Source organism: Streptomyces sp. NPDC059989, from assembly GCF_042736975.1.
GTDB lineage: Bacteria > Actinomycetota > Actinomycetes > Streptomycetales > Streptomycetaceae > Streptomyces.
Genome location: NZ_JBHWUO010000025.1, coordinates 77,065 through 93,378 on the forward strand (window position 1 = coordinate 77,065; position 16,314 = coordinate 93,378).

Annotated in this window: 14 protein-coding genes and 2 pseudogenes; 6 read left to right on the top strand and 10 right to left on the bottom strand. The window is 73.9% G+C overall.

Features of this window, described 5'->3' with window-relative positions:
• Positions 1-11 precede the first annotated feature (11 nt).
• On the top strand, positions 12-1,928 hold the full coding sequence (locus tag ACFWBN_RS23005; protein WP_385178806.1) for a potassium channel family protein: 1,917 nt from the start codon (positions 12-14) through the stop codon (positions 1,926-1,928).
• Positions 1,929-1,979: 51 nt separating this feature from the next.
• Here ACFWBN_RS23005 and ACFWBN_RS23010 read toward each other — a convergent pair.
• Together ACFWBN_RS23010 and rpmF are read right to left on the bottom strand one after the other, a co-directional pair.
• A pseudogene (locus ACFWBN_RS23010) lies at positions 1,980-2,504 on the bottom strand (GTP-binding protein); the annotation flags it as partial.
• Between the two features lie 6 nt (positions 2,505-2,510).
• Positions 2,511-2,681 carry a 50S ribosomal protein L32 gene (rpmF, locus tag ACFWBN_RS23015; protein WP_385178766.1) on the bottom strand — a complete coding sequence of 57 codons (171 nt, stop codon included), beginning with the start codon at positions 2,679-2,681 and terminating at the stop codon, positions 2,511-2,513.
• A gap of 131 nt (positions 2,682-2,812) precedes the next feature.
• Here rpmF and ACFWBN_RS23020 point away from each other — a divergent pair, with 131 nt between their 5' ends.
• On the top strand, positions 2,813-3,448 hold the full coding sequence (locus ACFWBN_RS23020; protein ID WP_385178767.1) for an alpha-ketoglutarate-dependent dioxygenase AlkB: 636 nt from the start codon (positions 2,813-2,815) through the stop codon (positions 3,446-3,448).
• Positions 3,449-3,484: 36 nt separating this feature from the next.
• On the opposite strand, the gene ACFWBN_RS23025 is transcribed toward ACFWBN_RS23020, so the two are convergent.
• Both ACFWBN_RS23025 and ACFWBN_RS23030 read right to left on the bottom strand, forming a co-directional pair.
• On the bottom strand, positions 3,485-3,775 hold the full coding sequence (locus tag ACFWBN_RS23025; RefSeq protein ID WP_385178768.1) for a YkvA family protein: 291 nt from the start codon (positions 3,773-3,775) through the stop codon (positions 3,485-3,487).
• A gap of 43 nt (positions 3,776-3,818) precedes the next feature.
• Positions 3,819-4,283, bottom strand: coding sequence for a MarR family winged helix-turn-helix transcriptional regulator (locus tag ACFWBN_RS23030; protein ID WP_385178769.1), 465 nt, complete (start codon positions 4,281-4,283; stop codon positions 3,819-3,821).
• Between the two features lie 121 nt (positions 4,284-4,404).
• On the opposite strand from ACFWBN_RS23030, the gene ACFWBN_RS23035 reads away from it, so the two are divergent.
• Entirely contained in the window at positions 4,405-4,983 is a 579-nt protein-coding gene (locus ACFWBN_RS23035; protein ID WP_385178770.1) for a DoxX family protein, read from the top strand.
• Positions 4,984-5,047: 64 nt separating this feature from the next.
• On the top strand, positions 5,048-6,841 hold the full coding sequence (locus tag ACFWBN_RS23040; protein WP_385178771.1) for a glycoside hydrolase family 15 protein: 1,794 nt from the start codon (positions 5,048-5,050) through the stop codon (positions 6,839-6,841).
• A 4-nt stretch (positions 6,842-6,845) separates the two neighbouring features.
• On the opposite strand, the gene ACFWBN_RS23045 is transcribed toward ACFWBN_RS23040, so the two are convergent.
• From ACFWBN_RS23045 to ACFWBN_RS23065, 5 genes and pseudogenes are all read right to left on the bottom strand, one after another.
• A complete protein-coding gene (locus ACFWBN_RS23045; protein ID WP_385178772.1) occupies positions 6,846-7,667 on the bottom strand; it encodes a helix-turn-helix domain-containing protein in 822 nt (273 codons plus the stop codon).
• A gap of 34 nt (positions 7,668-7,701) precedes the next feature.
• Positions 7,702-7,821 (bottom strand): annotated as a pseudogene (locus ACFWBN_RS23050).
• 37 nt (positions 7,822-7,858) lie between these two features.
• A complete protein-coding gene (locus ACFWBN_RS23055) occupies positions 7,859-9,265 on the bottom strand; it encodes an APC family permease (RefSeq protein WP_385178773.1) in 1,407 nt (468 codons plus the stop codon).
• Positions 9,266-9,585: 320 nt separating this feature from the next.
• The gene (locus ACFWBN_RS23060; RefSeq protein WP_385178774.1) at positions 9,586-11,748 is read right to left on the bottom strand and encodes a SpoIIE family protein phosphatase; all 2,163 of its coding nucleotides are present in this window, start codon (positions 11,746-11,748) and stop codon (positions 9,586-9,588) included.
• 79 nt (positions 11,749-11,827) lie between these two features.
• The gene (locus tag ACFWBN_RS23065) at positions 11,828-13,255 is read right to left on the bottom strand and encodes an MFS transporter (RefSeq protein WP_385178775.1); all 1,428 of its coding nucleotides are present in this window, start codon (positions 13,253-13,255) and stop codon (positions 11,828-11,830) included.
• 142 nt (positions 13,256-13,397) lie between these two features.
• Between ACFWBN_RS23065 and ACFWBN_RS23070 the strand changes: the two genes are divergently transcribed.
• Together ACFWBN_RS23070 and ACFWBN_RS23075 are read left to right on the top strand one after the other, a co-directional pair.
• Positions 13,398-14,306: a LysR family transcriptional regulator gene (locus tag ACFWBN_RS23070; RefSeq protein WP_385178776.1), complete on the top strand. Its 909-nt coding sequence runs from the start codon at positions 13,398-13,400 to the stop codon at positions 14,304-14,306.
• A 146-nt stretch (positions 14,307-14,452) separates the two neighbouring features.
• Positions 14,453-15,193 carry a class I SAM-dependent methyltransferase gene (locus ACFWBN_RS23075; RefSeq protein WP_385178777.1) on the top strand — a complete coding sequence of 247 codons (741 nt, stop codon included), beginning with the start codon at positions 14,453-14,455 and terminating at the stop codon, positions 15,191-15,193.
• Positions 15,194-15,208: 15 nt separating this feature from the next.
• Here ACFWBN_RS23075 and ACFWBN_RS23080 read toward each other — a convergent pair whose 3' ends face one another.
• Positions 15,209-16,117 (bottom strand): alpha/beta hydrolase fold domain-containing protein, encoded by a 909-nt coding sequence (locus ACFWBN_RS23080; protein ID WP_385178778.1) that lies wholly within the window; start codon positions 16,115-16,117, stop codon positions 15,209-15,211.
• Positions 16,118-16,314: the final 197 nt, after the last annotated feature.

Genomic DNA, 16,314 nt, shown 5'->3' on the forward strand with positions numbered 1-16,314 from the left:
CCACCGGCCGGATGGTCGTGTGCGGCGACGACGGCCTGTCCCGCCGGCTCGCGGCCGAACTGCGCGACGTGTACGAGGAGCGCGTGACGCTCGTGGTGCCCGCCGCCCGGGACCCGCAGCCGGCACTCGGGCAACGGGGCGCCGGCCGCGGGCTCGGGCTGTTCGGCCGGGTCCCGACGGCCCGGGCCCGCGCCGCGGCCGCCGGGCGGCCGCCCGCGACCGAACTGCGGGTGCTGGAGGCGGCCGAGCCGGACGAGGAGGTGCTCGCCGCGGCCGGGGTGGCCGGGGCCGCCGCGCTGGCGCTCGTCTACGAGGACGACGACACCAACATCCGGGCCGCCCTGGTGGCGCGGCGGCTCAACCCGAGGCTCCGGCTGGTGATCCGGCTCTACAACCGCAAGCTCGGCCAGCACCTGGAGGAGCTGCTGGACCAGGCGGCGATCATCGCCGAGCCGGAACTCGACCGGCGGGAGCTCGACTCCTCGACCACGGTGCTCTCGGACGCCGATACGGCGGCCCCCGCCCTGGCCGCCAGCGCGATCGCCGGAACGAGCAAGGTGGTCCAGGCGGACGGGCTGCTGCTGCGCGCGGTGGAGCGTACGCCTCCGGGCCGGGGCGAGGTGGCCGATCCGGGCCTGTGCACGCTCGCCCTGCTGTCGGCCACGGCCAGCGACCCGGCGGGCAGCGAGAGTTCCGTGCTCGGCGGCGAACGCGGGCTCCAACTGCTCCCGGACGACCGTGCGGTGGCCGCCGCGACCGGGCGGGGCATCGTGGCCCTCGAAGCGGTCACCCATGTCGGGCCAGGGCAGTCGGCGGCGCGCTTCAACACGGGTTCCCTGCCCGTCGGTTACCTGTTCTCGCGGCGGCTGCGCTGGTCCCTGGCCGGCATCGCGCTGGCCGTCACCGCACTCGCCGTGGCCTCCTGGGTGACCACCGGCGACCACCCGCTGCACGCCGCCTACATCACGCTGCTCGACATCTTCGCGATCAACGAACCGGCCCTGGGGCAGCCCCCCGAGCGCAAGACGCTCCAGATCCTGGCCGGATTCGTCGGCCTGCTCCTGCTGCCGGTCCTCGTGGCCGCCGCGCTCGAGGCCTTCGGCGCCTTCCGGACGGCCAGCGTCCTGCGCCGCCCGTCCCGCGGCCAGTCGGGGCACGTCGTCCTGCTCGGACTCGGCAAGATCGGGGCGCGGGTCCTGGCGCGGCTGCGGGAGATGGGCATTCCGGTGGTCTGCGTGGAGTCGGACCCGCAGGCCCGCGGCCTGGCACTGGCCCGAAGGCTGCGCGTCCCCGTGATCCTCGGCGACGTCACCGAGGAGGGCGTGCTGGAGGCCGCCCGCGTCCACCGGGCGCACTCGCTCCTCGCCCTCACCAGCTCCGACACCACCAACCTGGAAGCCGCCCTGTACGCCCGTACGGTCAAGCCCGAACTGCGGGTGGTGATGCGCCTGTTCGAGGACGACTTCGCGACCGCCGTCTACCGCACCCTGCGCGCCGCGCACCCCGCTGCCCTCACCCGCAGCCGGAGCGTGACGCACCTCGCCGCCCCTGCTTTCGCGGGGGCGATGATGGGTCGCCAGATCCTCGGAGCCATACCGGTGGAGCGCCGCGTCCTGCTCTTCGCCGCCATCGAGGTGGCCGGTCATCCGCAGCTGGTGGGGCGGACCATCGCCGAGTCCTTCCGACCGGGGGCCTGGCGGGTGGTCGCCCTCGACACGGACTCTCCCGAGGACCGCCGCCCCGACCTGTCCAACGCCCGTGCCGAGGATCCGGCCCGGCGGCCCGGGCTGGTGTGGCAGCTGCACCCCGGCTACGTCCTGAAGGCCGAGGACCGCGTCGTGCTGGCCACCACCCGCCGGGGCCTCGCCGAGATCCTCGGCCGCAGGGCGTCCCGCACGCCCCACACGTCCCACACCCCGGCGCCCTGAACGCGCCGGGGCTCCGCGGAGCGGTCAGGCCGCCTCGGAGACGGCGTGCGGCAGCAGGTCGCTGACCGTCCGTTCGTCGTCCTCGTACTGGTCGAGCCCGCGCGCCACCAGCTCGTCGCCGCCGGCGAGTTCGGGCAGGAAGTTCGCCGCGTCGACCACGGTGACCATCGTGTCGAGGCGCGCGAGGTCCCCGAGGGTGGCGCCGTCGTCGCGCGGGAAGGCGAAGGTGGCGGCCACCGGCATGGGCTCGGAGATCCCGCTCGACTCGATGAGCAGGTAGTCGAACCGGCCCTCGCGCGCCAGCCGGTCCACCTCCTCCAGCAGGTCGTCGCGCAGGGTGCAGCAGATGCACCCGTTGGTCATCTCGACGAGCCGCTCCTCGGTCCGCGAGAGCGCGGCCTCGCCGCCCCGGACGAGGGCGGCGTCGATGTTGACCTCGCTCATGTCGTTGACGATGACCGCGACCCGCAAGCCCTCGCGGTTGCCGAGCACGTGGTTGAGCAGGGTGGTCTTCCCCGCGCCGAGGAACCCGGACAGGACGGTCACCGGCAGGCGGGGGCGGTCGTACGCCGTCACGGGTGCTCAGCCCTCCGGGCGCAGCAGGCCGCGCTGGTACGCCTTCACCAGGCGCTGGGGGACCTGGTAGACGGAGCCGTCGACCGTGATGGGCACCAGCTGCGGGGTGGTGGCCTTCCACTGGGCGCGGCGGTGGCGGGTGTTGCTGCGGGACATCTTCCGCTTGGGAACGGCCATCGGTATCTCCATGGGTGGGGTGGGAGGGCGTCGCCGGCGACAGTATATGAAAATGGATCCCATTACCAAGTCTGATGATCCGGGCTCGTTAATTCGTGCACGTGTTCGGTTCATGGGGTTAGGGTGGTGCCATGCACGCAGTCCAAGGCCTCCAGGGATCCCTCTTCGACCAGGGCGACGAGATCCGGCTCGGGCCGCTCGCCGGGATCCGGCGCACCGCGCTCGGCGCGGGAGCCTGGGTGGACCACCTGCCCGGCTGGCTGAGCGGTGCCGACGCGCTCTTCGAGCGGCTCGCCGCCGACGTGCCCTGGCGTGCCGAGCGGCGGCAGATGTACGAGCGCGAGGTCGAGGTGCCCCGGCTGCTCGCCTTCTACGGAGAGGGGGAGGAGCTGCCGCATCCCGCCCTCGCCGAGGCGCGGGAGGCTCTCACCCGTCACTACGCCGCCGAGCTCGGGGAGCCCTTCACCACCGCCGGGCTCTGCCTCTACCGCGACGGCCGCGACAGCGTCGCCTGGCACGGGGACCGGACCGGCCGTTCCTCCACCGAGGACACCATGGTCGCGATCGTCTCCGTGGGCGACCCCCGCGACCTCGCCCTCCGCCCCCGCGACGGCGGCGCCACCCTGCTGCGGCTCCCGCTGGGCCACGGGGACCTCGTCGTCATGGGCGGTTCCTGCCAGCGGACCATGGAGCACGCGGTGCCGAAGTCGGCGCGGGCCGTCGGCCCCCGCATCAGCGTCCAGTTCCGGCCCCGGGGAGTCCTCTGACCGCCCCCTGGCCGCCTGATCGCCGCCGGTCCGGAGTCACGAGGGGGCGGGGTCCTTGCCGGGCAGGCGGGTCGCCGCTGCCTGGAGGGAGCGCAGGGCCAGCAGCAGGATGCCGATGTCGTCCAGGTAGACCGGATCCGGAATCAGGTCCACCGGGGAGACCGTGTACAGCACGGCGACCCAGAAGAGGGCCTTGTCGCGCAGTGGGATCCCGGCGTCCAGCAGCAGCCGTCGCGCCTTGAAGACCCGTACGAGCAGCACGGCCGCGTAGACCGCGAGTCCGGCCGCGATGACCGCGGCCAGAGCGAGCCAGACCTTCCCGTCCATTTCGGCCCTATACCCGGATCGGGCGCCCGCGTACCGCGGCCGCTCAGGCGCCCTGCGCGCGCAGTCGCCGGCCGACCTCGCCCAGTCCGTCGGCGAGCGCGTCGAGCTGCTCGGGGGTGAGCACGTCGACGAGGATCTCGCGGACCGTGGCCACGTGCCCCGGCGCCGCCTCGTCCAGCCGGGCGCTGCCGGCCTCCGTGAGGACGGCGTAGACGCCGCGCACGTCGGAGGGGCAGCTGCGGCGGCGGACCAGCCCGGCCTTCTCCATCTGGGTGATCTGGTAGGTCAGTCCGCTCTTGGAGTTGATCAGGCCATTCGCGAGTTCGGTCATGCGCAGCTCGCGCCCGGGGGCCGCGGCGAGGCGCACGAGGATCTCGTACTGCGGGTGGGAGAGCCCCGAATCGTCCTTGAGCTGCTGGTCGAGACGGCGGTTCACCAGGGCCGACGCGGCCAGGAAGCCGCTCCAGGCCCGCATCTCGCGGTCGTTCAGCCATCTCGGTTCAGCCATGGGTCCAGGGTACACGGGTTGTTCGAATTTGAATCACTGGTTAGGGTCGGGGCTGGCGGTTCGAATTTGAACCACTCCGTCCCCGCTCCCTCGGGCCGCCCGACCGGAAGGAACCCCCACGATGACCAGCCCCTCCGTCACCTCGGCGAACACGAACGCCCACACGAACGCGAACACGCGGGCGGCGGTGGCGGCGCAGGCCGTCGCGCTGTCCACCCCGGGCCACGACGCCGGCCTGCTGCTCCTGCGCCTCGTCCTCGGCCTGACCATGGCCGCGCACGGCACCCAGAAGCTCTTCGGCTGGTTCGGGGGCGGCGGCATCAGCGGCACCGGCCAGTTCTTCACCGCCAGCGGCTACCCCGCCGGCGACGCCATGGCCGTGCTCGCCGGCCTGACCGAGACCCTCGGCGGCCTCGGCCTTGCCGTCGGACTGCTCACCCCGCTCGCCGGCGCCGCCATCGTCGGCACCCTCATCAACGCGATCGCCGTCCACGGCGCGGGATCCTTCTTCGCCCCCAAGGGCATCGAGTACGAGCTGCTGCTGACCGCGGGCGCCGCGGCCCTCGCCCTCACCGGCCCCGGCCGCTACGCCGTCGACCGCTTCCTGCCCGTGCTCCGCGGCCACCGCCTGGCCCACGGCGCCCTCGCCGTCGCCCTCGGCGTCGTCCTCGCCGGCGTGCTGCTCCTCGTACGGAGCTGACGCGCGCGTGGGTGTCCGGGGCCTGAGCTGATTGGCCCCGGACATTCGGGGGAAGAGCGTACGAATGACACAACCCATCGAAGACTACGCACTCATCGGCGACCTCATGACCAGTGGGCTGGTCGGCCGTGACGGGTCCATCGACTGGCTGTGCCTGCCGCGCTTCGACTCGGCGGCCTGCTTCGCCAGACTCCTCGGCGACGAGGAGAACGGCCACTGGCGCATCGCCCCCATCGACGCCGCCGACGGCGAACGGTGCACCCGCAGGGCCTACGTGGACGGCTCGCTGATCCTGGAGTCCTACTGGGAGACCGGCACCGGCACCGTCAAGGTCATCGACTTCATGCCGCAGCGCGACATCGCCCCCGACGTGATCCGCATCGTCGAGGGCGTCTCCGGCCGGGTCGGGATGGTCAGTACCCTGCGCCTGCGGTTCGACTACGGCCACGTCGTGCCGTGGGTGCGCCGCAGCGACGGGGACCGGGTCGCCGTCGCAGGACCCGACTCCGCCTGGTTCCGGAGCGAACCCCCGGTCCGCACCTGGGGCGAGGACAACAGCACCCGCTCCGAATTCCCCGTCACCGAGGGGCAGCGCGTCGCCTTCGTGCTCACCTGGCACCCTTCGCACGATCCGCGCCCCGACCCCTGCGACCCCTTCGAAGCCCTGGACCAGAGCCTCGCCGACTGGCGGGACTGGACCGCCAAGTGCCAGTACGAGGGCCCCTACCGGGAGGCCGTCACCCGCTCCCTGATCACCCTCAAGGCCCTCACCTACGCCCCGACCGGCGGCATCGCCGCCGCGGCCACCACCTCCCTCCCCGAGGAGATCGGCGGCGTCCGCAACTGGGACTACCGCTACTGCTGGCTGCGCGACTCCACCCTCACCCTCGGCGCGCTCCTCTCCACCGGCTTCCTCGACGAGGCCCTCGCCTGGCGCAGCTGGCTGCTGCGCGCGGTCGCCGGCGATCCCGCCGACCTCCAGATCATGTACGGGATCGCGGGCGAGCGGCGGATCCCCGAGAGCGAACTGCCCTGGCTGCGCGGCTACGCCTCCTCCGCCCCGGTGCGCGTCGGCAACGCCGCCGTCGACCAGCTCCAGCTCGACGTGTACGGAGAGGTCCTCGACTCCCTCCACCTGGCCCGCGCCGCGGGGATCCCCTCCGAGTACCACGCCTGGCGGATCCAGCTGGCGCTGCTCGACTTCCTGGAGCAGAACTGGCGCCGGCCCGACGAAGGACTGTGGGAGGTGCGCGGTCCGCGCCGGCACTTCGTGCACTCCAAGGTGATGGCCTGGGTCGCCGCCGACCGGGCCGTGCGGACGCTGGAGCGCGACCCGCTGCTGCCCGGGGACGTGGAGCGCTGGCGCACCATGCGGGACGAGGTGCACCGCGACGTGTGCGAGAAGGGCTACGACGCCGAGCGCGGCACCTTCACCCAGTACTACGGCTCCCGCGAACTCGACGCGGCGACCCTCCTCATCCCCAGGGTCGGCTTCCTGCCGTCCGACGACCCGCGCGTCGTCGGTACCGTCGACGCCGTCCGGGAGGAGCTGGGGCGCAGCGGCCTGGTCCGCCGCTACAGCACCGAAGGCCCCTCCGTCGACGGGCTCCCCGGCGACGAAGGGGCCTTCCTGGCCTGCTCGTTCTGGCTGGCCGACGCGCTGTGGCTGACGGGCCGGCGCAAGGAGGCCCGCGACCTCTTCGAGCGGCTGCTCTCCGTGTGCAACGACGTGGGGCTGCTCGCCGAGGAGTACGACCCCGTCGCCGGACGCCAGCTCGGCAACTTCCCCCAGGCCTTCAGCCACGTCGGCCTGGTCAACACCGCGCTCACCCTGGCCCGGGAGGAGCCGGGCGACTGAGCGGTCAGGCCCGTACGCCGGCCTTGCGGTCCTCCTCGCGGCGGCGCAGCAGATCGCCGGTGGCCGCGTCGGCCGGGAGGAAGGCCTCCAGGTGCAGCTCGGCCAGCGTGACGTCCACGGCCGTGGCGAAGGAGGTCAGGGTGGTCAGCAGCCGCAGTTCGCCGCCCGCGCTGCGCAGCCGCAGCGGCACGGCGAAGCCGAGGTGGTCCGGCCCGGGCGGTGTCTCCGCCGGCAGGTAGCCGAGCAACTCCGCCAGCAACCCGTCCAGTTCGGGGTCGGGGTGGGCCTGCGCGCGGCCTCGCAGGTTCTCCACGATGTGCCGCCCCCACGCGGCCAGGTTCAGCACGCGCGGCGCCATGCCCTCGGGGTGCAGCGCCAGCCGCAGTACGTTCACCGGCGGCGCGAGCAGGTGCGCGGCCGCGCCCTCGGTGATCACCCCGAACGCCTCGTTCGCCAGGACCAGTTCACCGTGCGCCCCGGCGACCACCGCCGGGTACGGCAGGTGCCCGGTCAGGATGGTCCGCAGGGCCGTCATCGCCGGCTCCAGGGCGGCCCCGTCCCGCGGCGACTCGGTGTAGGCGGGCGCGTAACCGGCCGCCAGCAGAAGGGAGTTGCGCTCCCGCAGGGTGAGCCCCAGGGATTCGGCGAGCCGCACCACCATCGCCCGGCCCGGCTTCGACCGGCCGCTCTCGATGAAGCTGAGATGGCGCTGCGTGGTACCGGCGAGCGTGGCCAGTTCGAGCTGGCTCATCCGGCGCAGCGCCCGCCGACGGCGCACTTCGAGGGAGAAGGGGGAGGGCTCGGCAGGAGCGGTGGTGGTGGCCATGGACCCCTTTCCAGTCGAGCTCCCGGGTCGGGTGCGGGACCGACGGGATTCGAACCCGCGGGGCCGAAGGCCAGGTCCGGCCGTCGACCGCTAGCCGTCGGCACCGGGAAACCTCCGGCGCCGACGGTGCATTGGACCGCTCTGCCACAGCCCCGCACCCTGCGGGACCGCGCGATCCCGTTGCCGTGACCTTACGCGGCGTTCTCCTCGCCGTCCTCCGGAATACTGACCAGCCAGCGCGTCTCGCGCCGCGGCCGCAGGTACAGCGCCCAGTACAGGGTGGCCGCGGCGGTGATCCCGCCGGTCCACAGCAGGTACGGGGTCTCCTGCTGGGTCAGGATGTAGGCGAGTACGACGATCAGCACGACCGGCACGGCCGGCCACAGCGGCATCCGCCAGGCGGCCACCTCGCGGTGCGCCCCGCGCCGGCTGAACAGCGCGGCCACCGCGACGAGCAGGTACATGCCGGTCACGGAGACGCCGGTGACCCCGTACAGGGTGTCGAGGTTGACGAAGCACAGCGCCGCACCCGGGACACCGACGACCAGGGTGGCCACCCACGGCGAGCCGAAGCGGCCCAGCTTGGACAGCGCCCGGTTGACGGGCGCGGGCCAGGCCTTGTCGCGGGCGGAGGCGAACAGCACCCGCGAGTTCTGGATGACCATGACGATGCCCGCGTTGACGATGGCGAGGGCGACGCACAGGCTCACGAAGGTGCCGACGGCCGAGTTGGACCAGGCGGTCACCATCCCGCCGAGGTCGCCGGCGGCCAGCGCGTCCAGGTCGGGGGAGCCCATGGTGATGGCGATGACCGGGACCAGGATGACGGCGGTGGAGATGGCGAGCGTGAGGAGCACGGTCCGGGCGACGTTGCGCCGCGGGTTCTCCAGCTCCTCCGAGAGGTAGACGGCGGTCGAGAACCCCTGGGTGATGAACAGGGCGATGGCGAGCCCGGAGACGACCATCATCGCGGTGACGGTGGAGGTGCCTCCGCCCTCGGCGGCGACGGTGCCGTGCACCAGCGCGTCGGCGCCGCGCTCGCTGTGCGCGAAGCCCAGTACGGCGACGAGGGCGGCGGCGACGACCTCCAGCACCAGGAAGATGCCGGTGATCCAGGCGTTGGCCCGCAGGTCGAGGAGTCCGGCGAGGGTGGCGAGCAGCATGACGCCGCCGCCCGCGACCGGCGCCGGTATGTCGATCACCGGGGCGAGGTAGTCGGCCGTGCCCATGGCGATCACGGGCGGCACGATCATGACGACCAGCAGGGACAGGACGAAGACCAGCCACCCGGCGAGCCGGCCGGCCATCGTGGAGACCATCGCGTACTCGCCGCCCGCGCTGGGGATGAGCGTGCCCAGTTCGGAGTAGCAGAAGGCGACGCCGATACAGAGCAGCGAGCCGATGGCGATGGTCAGGGCGGTCCAGGTGCCGAGACTGGCGAAGAGATCGGGCACGACGACGAAGAGGGTCGAGGCGGGCGTCACGCACGAGAGGGTGAGCAGTGTCCCTCCGACGACGCCGATGGAACGCTTGAGCTTCTGCGGGACGGGCCCGGTGGCGGGGGAGAGGGCCTGTGGTGCGCTGATCGTTTCAGTCATCGGTGCGAGGTTCCGATCGGCAGATGCGGTGAATGAGCGCGGGAGCGGTATCGCCTCCGAGGCGGTGGTGAGCAACTGGTTCCGTGGCTCCCGGGCCGACATGCAATCTCCGCGAGATCCGCAGGTCAAGGGTTGTTCACCTGCGGATTCCATCGTCCGCGAGGCCTCCGGGGCCGATCCGGGGTGTAAAGACCGTGTTAATGCTGCACGAGCGGCGTGTGCGGGAACCGCAGCCCGACCGCCGAAGAATTTCCCTCCGCTTTGCCGGATCGGACGTGGACCGGGCCGTGCCGTCGTCCGGCCGCCCGCGCCGCGGCGGGCTAGGTGCGCGAGGCCAGCAGGAGGGCGATGTCGTCCGGCCGGTCGGCGGCGCTGCCCGCGTCGGCGATCAGCCGGTCGGCCATCTCGGTCAGCGGGGTCGGGCCGGCTCCGGCCAGGGCCGTCCGCAGCCGCTCCACCCCGAGGTCGATGTCGGTGCCCGGCGTCTCCACCAGCCCGTCCGTGTACAGGGCGAGCACCGAGCCGGTCTCCAGCCGCAGTTCCGTGACCGGGTACGCGGCCTCCGGGTCGATGCCGAGCACCACCCCGCCGGCCAGGTCCAGTACCTCGGTCCGGCCGTCGGGGTGGCGCAGCAGGGGCTGGGGATGCCCGGCCCGGACGGCCCGGATGTCTCCCGACCCGGGGTCGAGCAACACGTAGCAGCAGCTGGCGAACTGGCCCGGATCGAGGTCGATGAGGAGTTGGTTCGTGCCGGCCATCACCTGCTCCGGTGTACTGCCGCTGAGCGCGAAGGCCCGTACGGCGCTGCGCAGTTGGCCCATGGTCGCGGCGGCGGCCACCCCGTGGCCCTGGACGTCCCCGATCACCAGGGCCAGCCGGCCCCCGCCGGCCTCGACGACGTCGTACCAGTCGCCGCCGACGTCCATCCCCGCGGTGCCGGGGAGGTAGCGGCCCACCGTGTCCACGTGCTCGCGCACCGGCAGCCGGTGCGGCAGCAGGGCCGCCTGCAGTCCGCGGGCGAGCGCCGCCTCGCTGTCGTAGCGCCGCGCCCGTTCCAGGGCCTGCGCGATCAGCCCGGCCAGCGCGGTCAACACCGTACGCTCCTCCGGGCTGAAGCCGCGCGGCTGGTCGAAGCCGAGGATGCACGAGCCGACCGGCCGGCCGGAGGCGATCAGCGGCAGGAAGGCGCGGGCGCCGACCGAGGCGTCCAGCGGGATCCCCGGATAGGCGGCGGCCAGGTGCTCCATCGACTCGAAGAACAGCGGCCGGCCGGAGGTGAGGGTCTCCACGCCCGGCAGCCGGGCGTCGAGCGCGACCCCGTCGAACCGGTCGAGGAAGCCCTTGGGGAAACCGGTCTCCCAGGCGAGGTGCAGATGCCGCTCGTCGAGCATGTAGATCGCCAGCTGCCGGCCGCCGAAGGCGGGCAGCAGCTCGTCGGTGACCACCGCCGACACCTGGCGGGCCGTGACCGCCTCGGTCAGCGCGATCGCCAGGGCCACCGGCCGGTACAGCGCGGAGGCCCGGTCCGCCGGTGAGCCCAGCCCGGCACCCGGGCGGACCGCGGACGGCGGCGCGTAGCCGGGTTCCGGGGTCGTGCTGAGCATCACGGTCACCCCGTCGGGCGCCGGGTGCAGGTCCACCGACAGCCAGTCGCCGGGCGGGTGCCGACGGCGCCGGGCCGCGAAGTGCACCGGCACGGTGGACAGGAACACCCCGCGGAAGTGGTCCTCGTACGCCGGATGCCCGAGCCAGGGCAGCGCTTCCCACAGCACCTGCCCGCGCAGCCGGGCCCGGCTGCTGCCGAGCAGTGTCTCGGCGGCGGAGTTGACGAAGCCGATCCTGCCCTGCCGGTCCACGGACAGCACGGCCTGCGCCAGCCGGTCGACGGCCGCCCTGGCACCTTCGGCGGCCAGGGCGGACAGGGCGGATCCGGCGGGCGTCGCGGGCGCGGTCGGCGGATCCACGGGCACCGGGGCACTGTTCCAGACCACCTGTGTCCCGGCCGCCGCCAGCGCCGCCAGCTCCAGGGCCAGCCGGTCCGCGGTCTCGCGCAGCCGCTTCCGGTCATGGGCGCCCACCGCCACGCCGGGCGTCGCCTCGCGCAGCACGAACAGCACCCCGAACCGCTCGCGGTCCGCGGTCACCGGCTCGTACAGCGAGCCGAAGGGGAACGGCAGCCCGGCCATCAGCTGCGGGAACCGGCGCATGGCCGACTCCGCGTCCGGCAGGTGCACCGCCTGCCCGGAGCGATAGGCCTCCGCCACCGGGTACGGGCGGTTCACCACCATCCGCCCCCAGGGCCGGAACAGCGGCACCGGGAGCCCCAGGACAGCGGCCAGCAGGAGCAGGTCCTCGGAGCCGGAGCGCAGGTATACCCCGCCCGCGTACCCGCCGACGGCCGACACCGCTTCGACGGCGGCCCGGGCGAGCACCTGGGCCGTTGCGTCAGGGGCGGGGCCGTCGTTGTCCGGTCTCGCCGTCACACCGCCAGCATGCGCCCTCGGCGCCGGGGACTGCATCCCGGCGCGTCGCCCTCCGGCGGGCGCCGGTCCCGGCCGTGCGCTACCTCTTCGGCCCGCTGTTGCGGTACCCGGCCACGACGGCGGCCGAAGCGAGCAGCAGCACCACGGCCACCGTGCGCAGCGCCGCTCCCATCGCGTCGGTGAAGGCCGCGACCTGCGCCGGGTCCTGCGGGTTCCCGTGGAAGCGGGAGGCCAGCACCGTGCCGACCACCGCCACTCCCAGCGCGGCGCCGATCTCGCGGGCCGCCGTGTTGAGCCCGGAGCCGAGCCCGGCCTGGTGCGCGGGCAGTTCGGCGACCACCGTCAGCGTCAGCGCGGGCGCGCACAGCCCGGTGCCGACGGACAGCACCAGCAGGTACAGCGCGTACACGGCGTACGGGGTGCCCGCGCCGGCGGTGGAGACCAGCAGCAGCCCCGCCCCGATCAGGCCGAGCCCGGCGCCGACCGGCAGGCGGGGCCCGGTGCGGTCCTGGAGCCGGGCGCCGAACCGGGGCACCAGGGCCATCCCGATGGTCAGCGGAACGATCGCCAGGCCGGTCTGGGCCGGGGAGAAGCCCTTCGCGTACTGCAGGTACTGGGCGTTGACGAAGAACAGCGCGAAGAGCCCGAAGAAGGCGGTGCCGATGCCCAGCGCCCCGGCGCGCAGCCTGCGCGAGGCGAAGACCCGCGGGTCCAGCAGCGGGCGGGCGGCGCGCAGTCCGTGGACGGTGAAGGCCGCCAGCAGCCCGGCGCCGGCCGCGAAGGCCGTCAGCACGCGGACCGAGCCCCAGCCGTACGAGGGCCCCTCGATGATCCCGTACACCACGGCGAGCAGCGCCCCCGCCAGCAGCACGGCCCCGAAGGGGTCGACGGCCGCGTCGGGCCGCGAGGGCGTACGGGGAACCGTACGGGCGACCGCGAGCGCGAGCAGCGCGCCGAGCGGGACGACGGCCCAGAACAGGGCCCGCCACGTCAGGAACTCCCCGGCCAGGCCGCCGCCGACATTGCCGGCCAGGCCCCCGAGGCCCGCCGACAGGGTCCAGGTGGCCAGGGCCTGACCGCGCCGTTCGGGCGGGCTCAGGTGGACCAGGACGGACATGGTGGCGGGCATGATCAGGGCCGCGCCCGCCCCGCACACCCCGCGCCCGGCGATCAGTACGGCGGGGGTCGTGGCGAGGGCGCTGACGGCCCCGCCCGCGGCGAACAGGGCGAGCCCGCCGAGCAGGGCGCCCTTGCGGCCGTAGCGGTCGCCGAGCGCGCCGGCCGGGATGAGCAGCGCGGCGAAGACGATCACGTACGCGTCGACCGCCCAGAGCAACTGGCCGGGGCTCGGCCGCAGGGTGGACGCGGCGAGCTGCGGGATCAGCAGGTTGACGGCCGCGACCATCGCCTGGGCGACCAGTACGCAGGCGCACAGCACGAGCAGGGCGGGCCGGGAGAGGCCCGGGGCGGATTCGGCCCGGAGCGGTTTCTGGGCATGGCGGAGCACGGCTCCTCCTCGGAGTCGGTGGGGTGGCAGGGGATGCGGATGCGGGCGGGATGCCGGCTGCGGGATACGGGTGGGGCATCTCCCCCGAGCCACCGTAGGGTTGGACCGACCTGCTTTCCAGTGCATGTTCTGCAAGGGATGAATGCGTGTGACGCAATCCGGATCCGGGGGGCTGGACCTCAACCTGCTCGTCGCCCTCGACGTCCTCCTGGAGGAGTCGAGCGTGTCCCGGGCCGCGGCCCGCCTGCACCTCTCCGAGCCCGCCATGAGCCGCACCCTCGGCCGGATCCGCAAGGCGCTCGGCGACCCCGTCCTGGTCCGGGCCGGGCGGACCATGGTCCCCACCCCGCACGCCCTGGCGGTCCAGGGGGAGGTGCGGGCCGTCGTCGAACGGGCCCGGGCGCTGTTCCTGGCCGGCGGTCAGGTGGACCTGGCCACCCTCACGCGTACCTTCACCGTGCTGGCCAACGACGCCTTCACCGCCCTCCACGCGGCGACCCTCCTCACCCGGGTGAGCCGGGAGGCGCCGGGCGTGCGCCTGCGCTTCCTGGGGGAGAGCCACGTGGACGTCCCGGCCCTGCGCGAGGGCGTCGCCGACCTGGAACTCGGCGTCGTCGACACCCGTTCCCCCGAGGTGCGCGTCGAGCAACTCTCCGACGAGCGGATGCTGGCCGTCGTACGCCGCGGACACCCCCTGCTCCGCGGGCGCGTCACGGCCCGCCGCTTCGCCGCCGCCGAACACCTGGTCGCCTCCCGGCGCGGCCGGCTGCAAGGCCCGGTGGACACCGCCCTCGCCGAACAGGGCCTGTCCCGGCGGGTGGTGGGCAGTGTGGGCACCTTCCCCGCCTCCCTGTTCGTGCTGCGCGAGAGCGACCTCGTCGGCCTGCTCACCACCCAGGCCGTGCCGCTCGCCGAGGCGCTGGGGCTGGAGGCCTTCGAGATCCCGCTCGACCTGCCGACGCTGCCGTTCGGGATGGCCTGGCATCCCCGGCACGACGCCGATCCGGCGCACGCCTGGCTGCGGACCTGCGCCCGCGAACTGGCCCCTTAGAGCGCGCGAGCAGCGGCGATAGGCCGACCGCTTCCCTCGTCCGGGGGACGCACGGGCGTACGGGCCGTCCCCGGACGCGCCGCGGGGCACGATACGCACGCGCCCCACCCCCGTCCCCACCCCGGCAGGCCACCGGAAGGCAGAGCATGCGGTACCAGTACGACACCACCGGCGAGCGTTTCGCGGAATCCCAGAACACGGCGGCCTTCTCGGCGGCCGACACCCACACCCTCCTCGGCGCCCTCGACGCGCTCGGCGGGGTACGGGGGCTCGACACCCTCGACCTGGCCTGCGGATACGGCTACAACACCCGCCTGCTGGCCCGCGGCGGCGCCCGCCGCACCGTCGGCGTGGACAGCTCGGCGGAGATGATCAGACTGGCCCGCGAGCACGAGGCGGCCGAGGAGCGGCCCGGCAGCATCGAATACCTCGTCGCCGACGCCGCAGGCCTCCCCGACCTCGGCCCCTTCGACCTCGCCACCGCCGTCTACCTCTTCAGCTACGCGCCCGACCGCGGCTCCCTGCACGCGATGTTCCGGTCCGCCCGCGCCAACCTGCGCGCCGGCGGGAAACTCCTCGCCATCGTCCCCAACGCGGGCGCGTTCCCCCGCGTGGACTGGTCGCCGTACGGGGTCCGCATCCTCGACCGGGTCTCGGAGGGCGACGCGCCGCTGCTGAAGGCGCACTTCCTGACCGAGCCGCCGGTCCCCTTCGAGTTCCGCGAATGGGCCCACGCCGACCTCGCCGAAGCGGCCGTCGAAGCGGGCTTCGCCACGGTCGGCTGGCAGCCGAACCGCACTCCGCCCGCCGACCCCGTCCGCGATGAGGCGTACTGGACGGCGTACCGCGCCTGGCCGGTCAGCTCGCTGATGACCTGCACGGCGTAGCCCGGTGTCCGGGGATCAGAGTTCGCCCGCCGCCCGGACCAGCTCGACGATCCGCTCGCGCGCCGCCCGTCCCTCCGGCAGCGGCAGCAGGGGGTAGACGTGCGGCAACCCGGCCTCCTCGTGGAACTCCACCTCGGCGCCCTCCGCCCGCGCCCGGCGCAGCAGCTCCCTGCTGTCCGTGCTCAGCACGTCCCTGGTCCCGGTGAACACCGTCAGCGGCGCCAGGCCGCCGAAGGACCCGTGCAGGGGGCTCACGCGGGGATCGTCGACGGCCAGGGTCCCGGCGTACAGCCGCCCCGCCTCCCGCAACCCCGGGCGGCTCAGGAGCGGATCGGCCGCCTCGATGCCCGCCTGGTCCGGATGGCTCATGGTCACATCCAGCCAGGGCGAGATCAGCACGATCCGGGAGGGCTGTGCCCCCGTGCGGTCGCGCAGCCGCTGCGCCGCGGCCAGCGCCAGGCCGGCTCCGGCCGAGTCCCCGATGAGCACCGTCCCGCCCGCGCCGCCGCTCGCGATCAGACCGCTGAGGAGGTCGGCGGCGACCGGGACCGTCCGGTCGGCCGTCCCGCGCGGCGCGAGGATGTACGCGGGTACGACGACCCGCGCGGCCGCCTGCGTGACGAGGGTCCGGATCATCGCCCAGTGCGGGCGCATCAGCTCGTTGATGTAGCCGCCGCCGTGCACGTACAGCACCTGGGACGCCGGCTCGGTCCCGCGCGGGGACACGTCGTACACCGGCCAGGCTCCGACGAAGGTCCGCGAGATCTCCGCGACCCGGCCCAGCGAGCGGGGCGGCAGGTGCGAAGCGGGCCGGCGCGCGGACTGCGCCACCCGGGTCCGTACCGCTTCGACGCTCCCGAACCGTCTTCGCCGTCCCGCCGCGATCAGCGCCGCCGACAGCGCCCTGCTGCGCAGACTCGGCACGCCCCTCACCTCCCCATTCCCCCGGACCTCCCCGGTCCGGCACCCTGCCCCGTCACGTGAGGAGCATAGGCGTGAAGCTGCGCTGTCGACCCGCTTAAGAAAGTCTCGATGGACTGATCACCGCGCCGCTCGGCAGATTGGTGCCCGTCACCGAACGCCGTCCGGGCCCGTACGCCCGTGGCGCCCCTTCCGCATGC

Excerpts from the sequence above, each read along its gene's own strand:
- ACFWBN_RS23005 (WP_385178806.1), top strand. The coding sequence starts at position 12 with ATGGTCGTGTGCGGCGACGACGGCCTGTCCCGCCGGCTCGCGGCCGAA.
- ACFWBN_RS23030 (WP_385178769.1), bottom strand. The coding sequence starts at position 4,283 with ATGGCTGAACCGAGATGGCTGAACGACCGCGAGATGCGGGCCTGGAGC.
- ACFWBN_RS23045 (WP_385178772.1), bottom strand. The coding sequence starts at position 7,667 with ATGGCCACCACCACCGCTCCTGCCGAGCCCTCCCCCTTCTCCCTCGAA.
- ACFWBN_RS23075 (WP_385178777.1), top strand. The coding sequence starts at position 14,453 with ATGCGGTACCAGTACGACACCACCGGCGAGCGTTTCGCGGAATCCCAG.
- ACFWBN_RS23070 (WP_385178776.1), top strand. The coding sequence starts at position 13,398 with ATGCGTGTGACGCAATCCGGATCCGGGGGGCTGGACCTCAACCTGCTC.
- ACFWBN_RS23040 (WP_385178771.1), top strand. The coding sequence starts at position 5,048 with ATGACACAACCCATCGAAGACTACGCACTCATCGGCGACCTCATGACC.
- ACFWBN_RS23025 (WP_385178768.1), bottom strand. The coding sequence starts at position 3,775 with ATGGACGGGAAGGTCTGGCTCGCTCTGGCCGCGGTCATCGCGGCCGGA.
- ACFWBN_RS23020 (WP_385178767.1), top strand. The coding sequence starts at position 2,813 with ATGCACGCAGTCCAAGGCCTCCAGGGATCCCTCTTCGACCAGGGCGAC.
- ACFWBN_RS23055 (WP_385178773.1), bottom strand. The coding sequence starts at position 9,265 with ATGACTGAAACGATCAGCGCACCACAGGCCCTCTCCCCCGCCACCGGG.
- ACFWBN_RS23035 (WP_385178770.1), top strand. The coding sequence starts at position 4,405 with ATGACCAGCCCCTCCGTCACCTCGGCGAACACGAACGCCCACACGAAC.
- rpmF (WP_385178766.1), bottom strand. The coding sequence starts at position 2,681 with ATGGCCGTTCCCAAGCGGAAGATGTCCCGCAGCAACACCCGCCACCGC.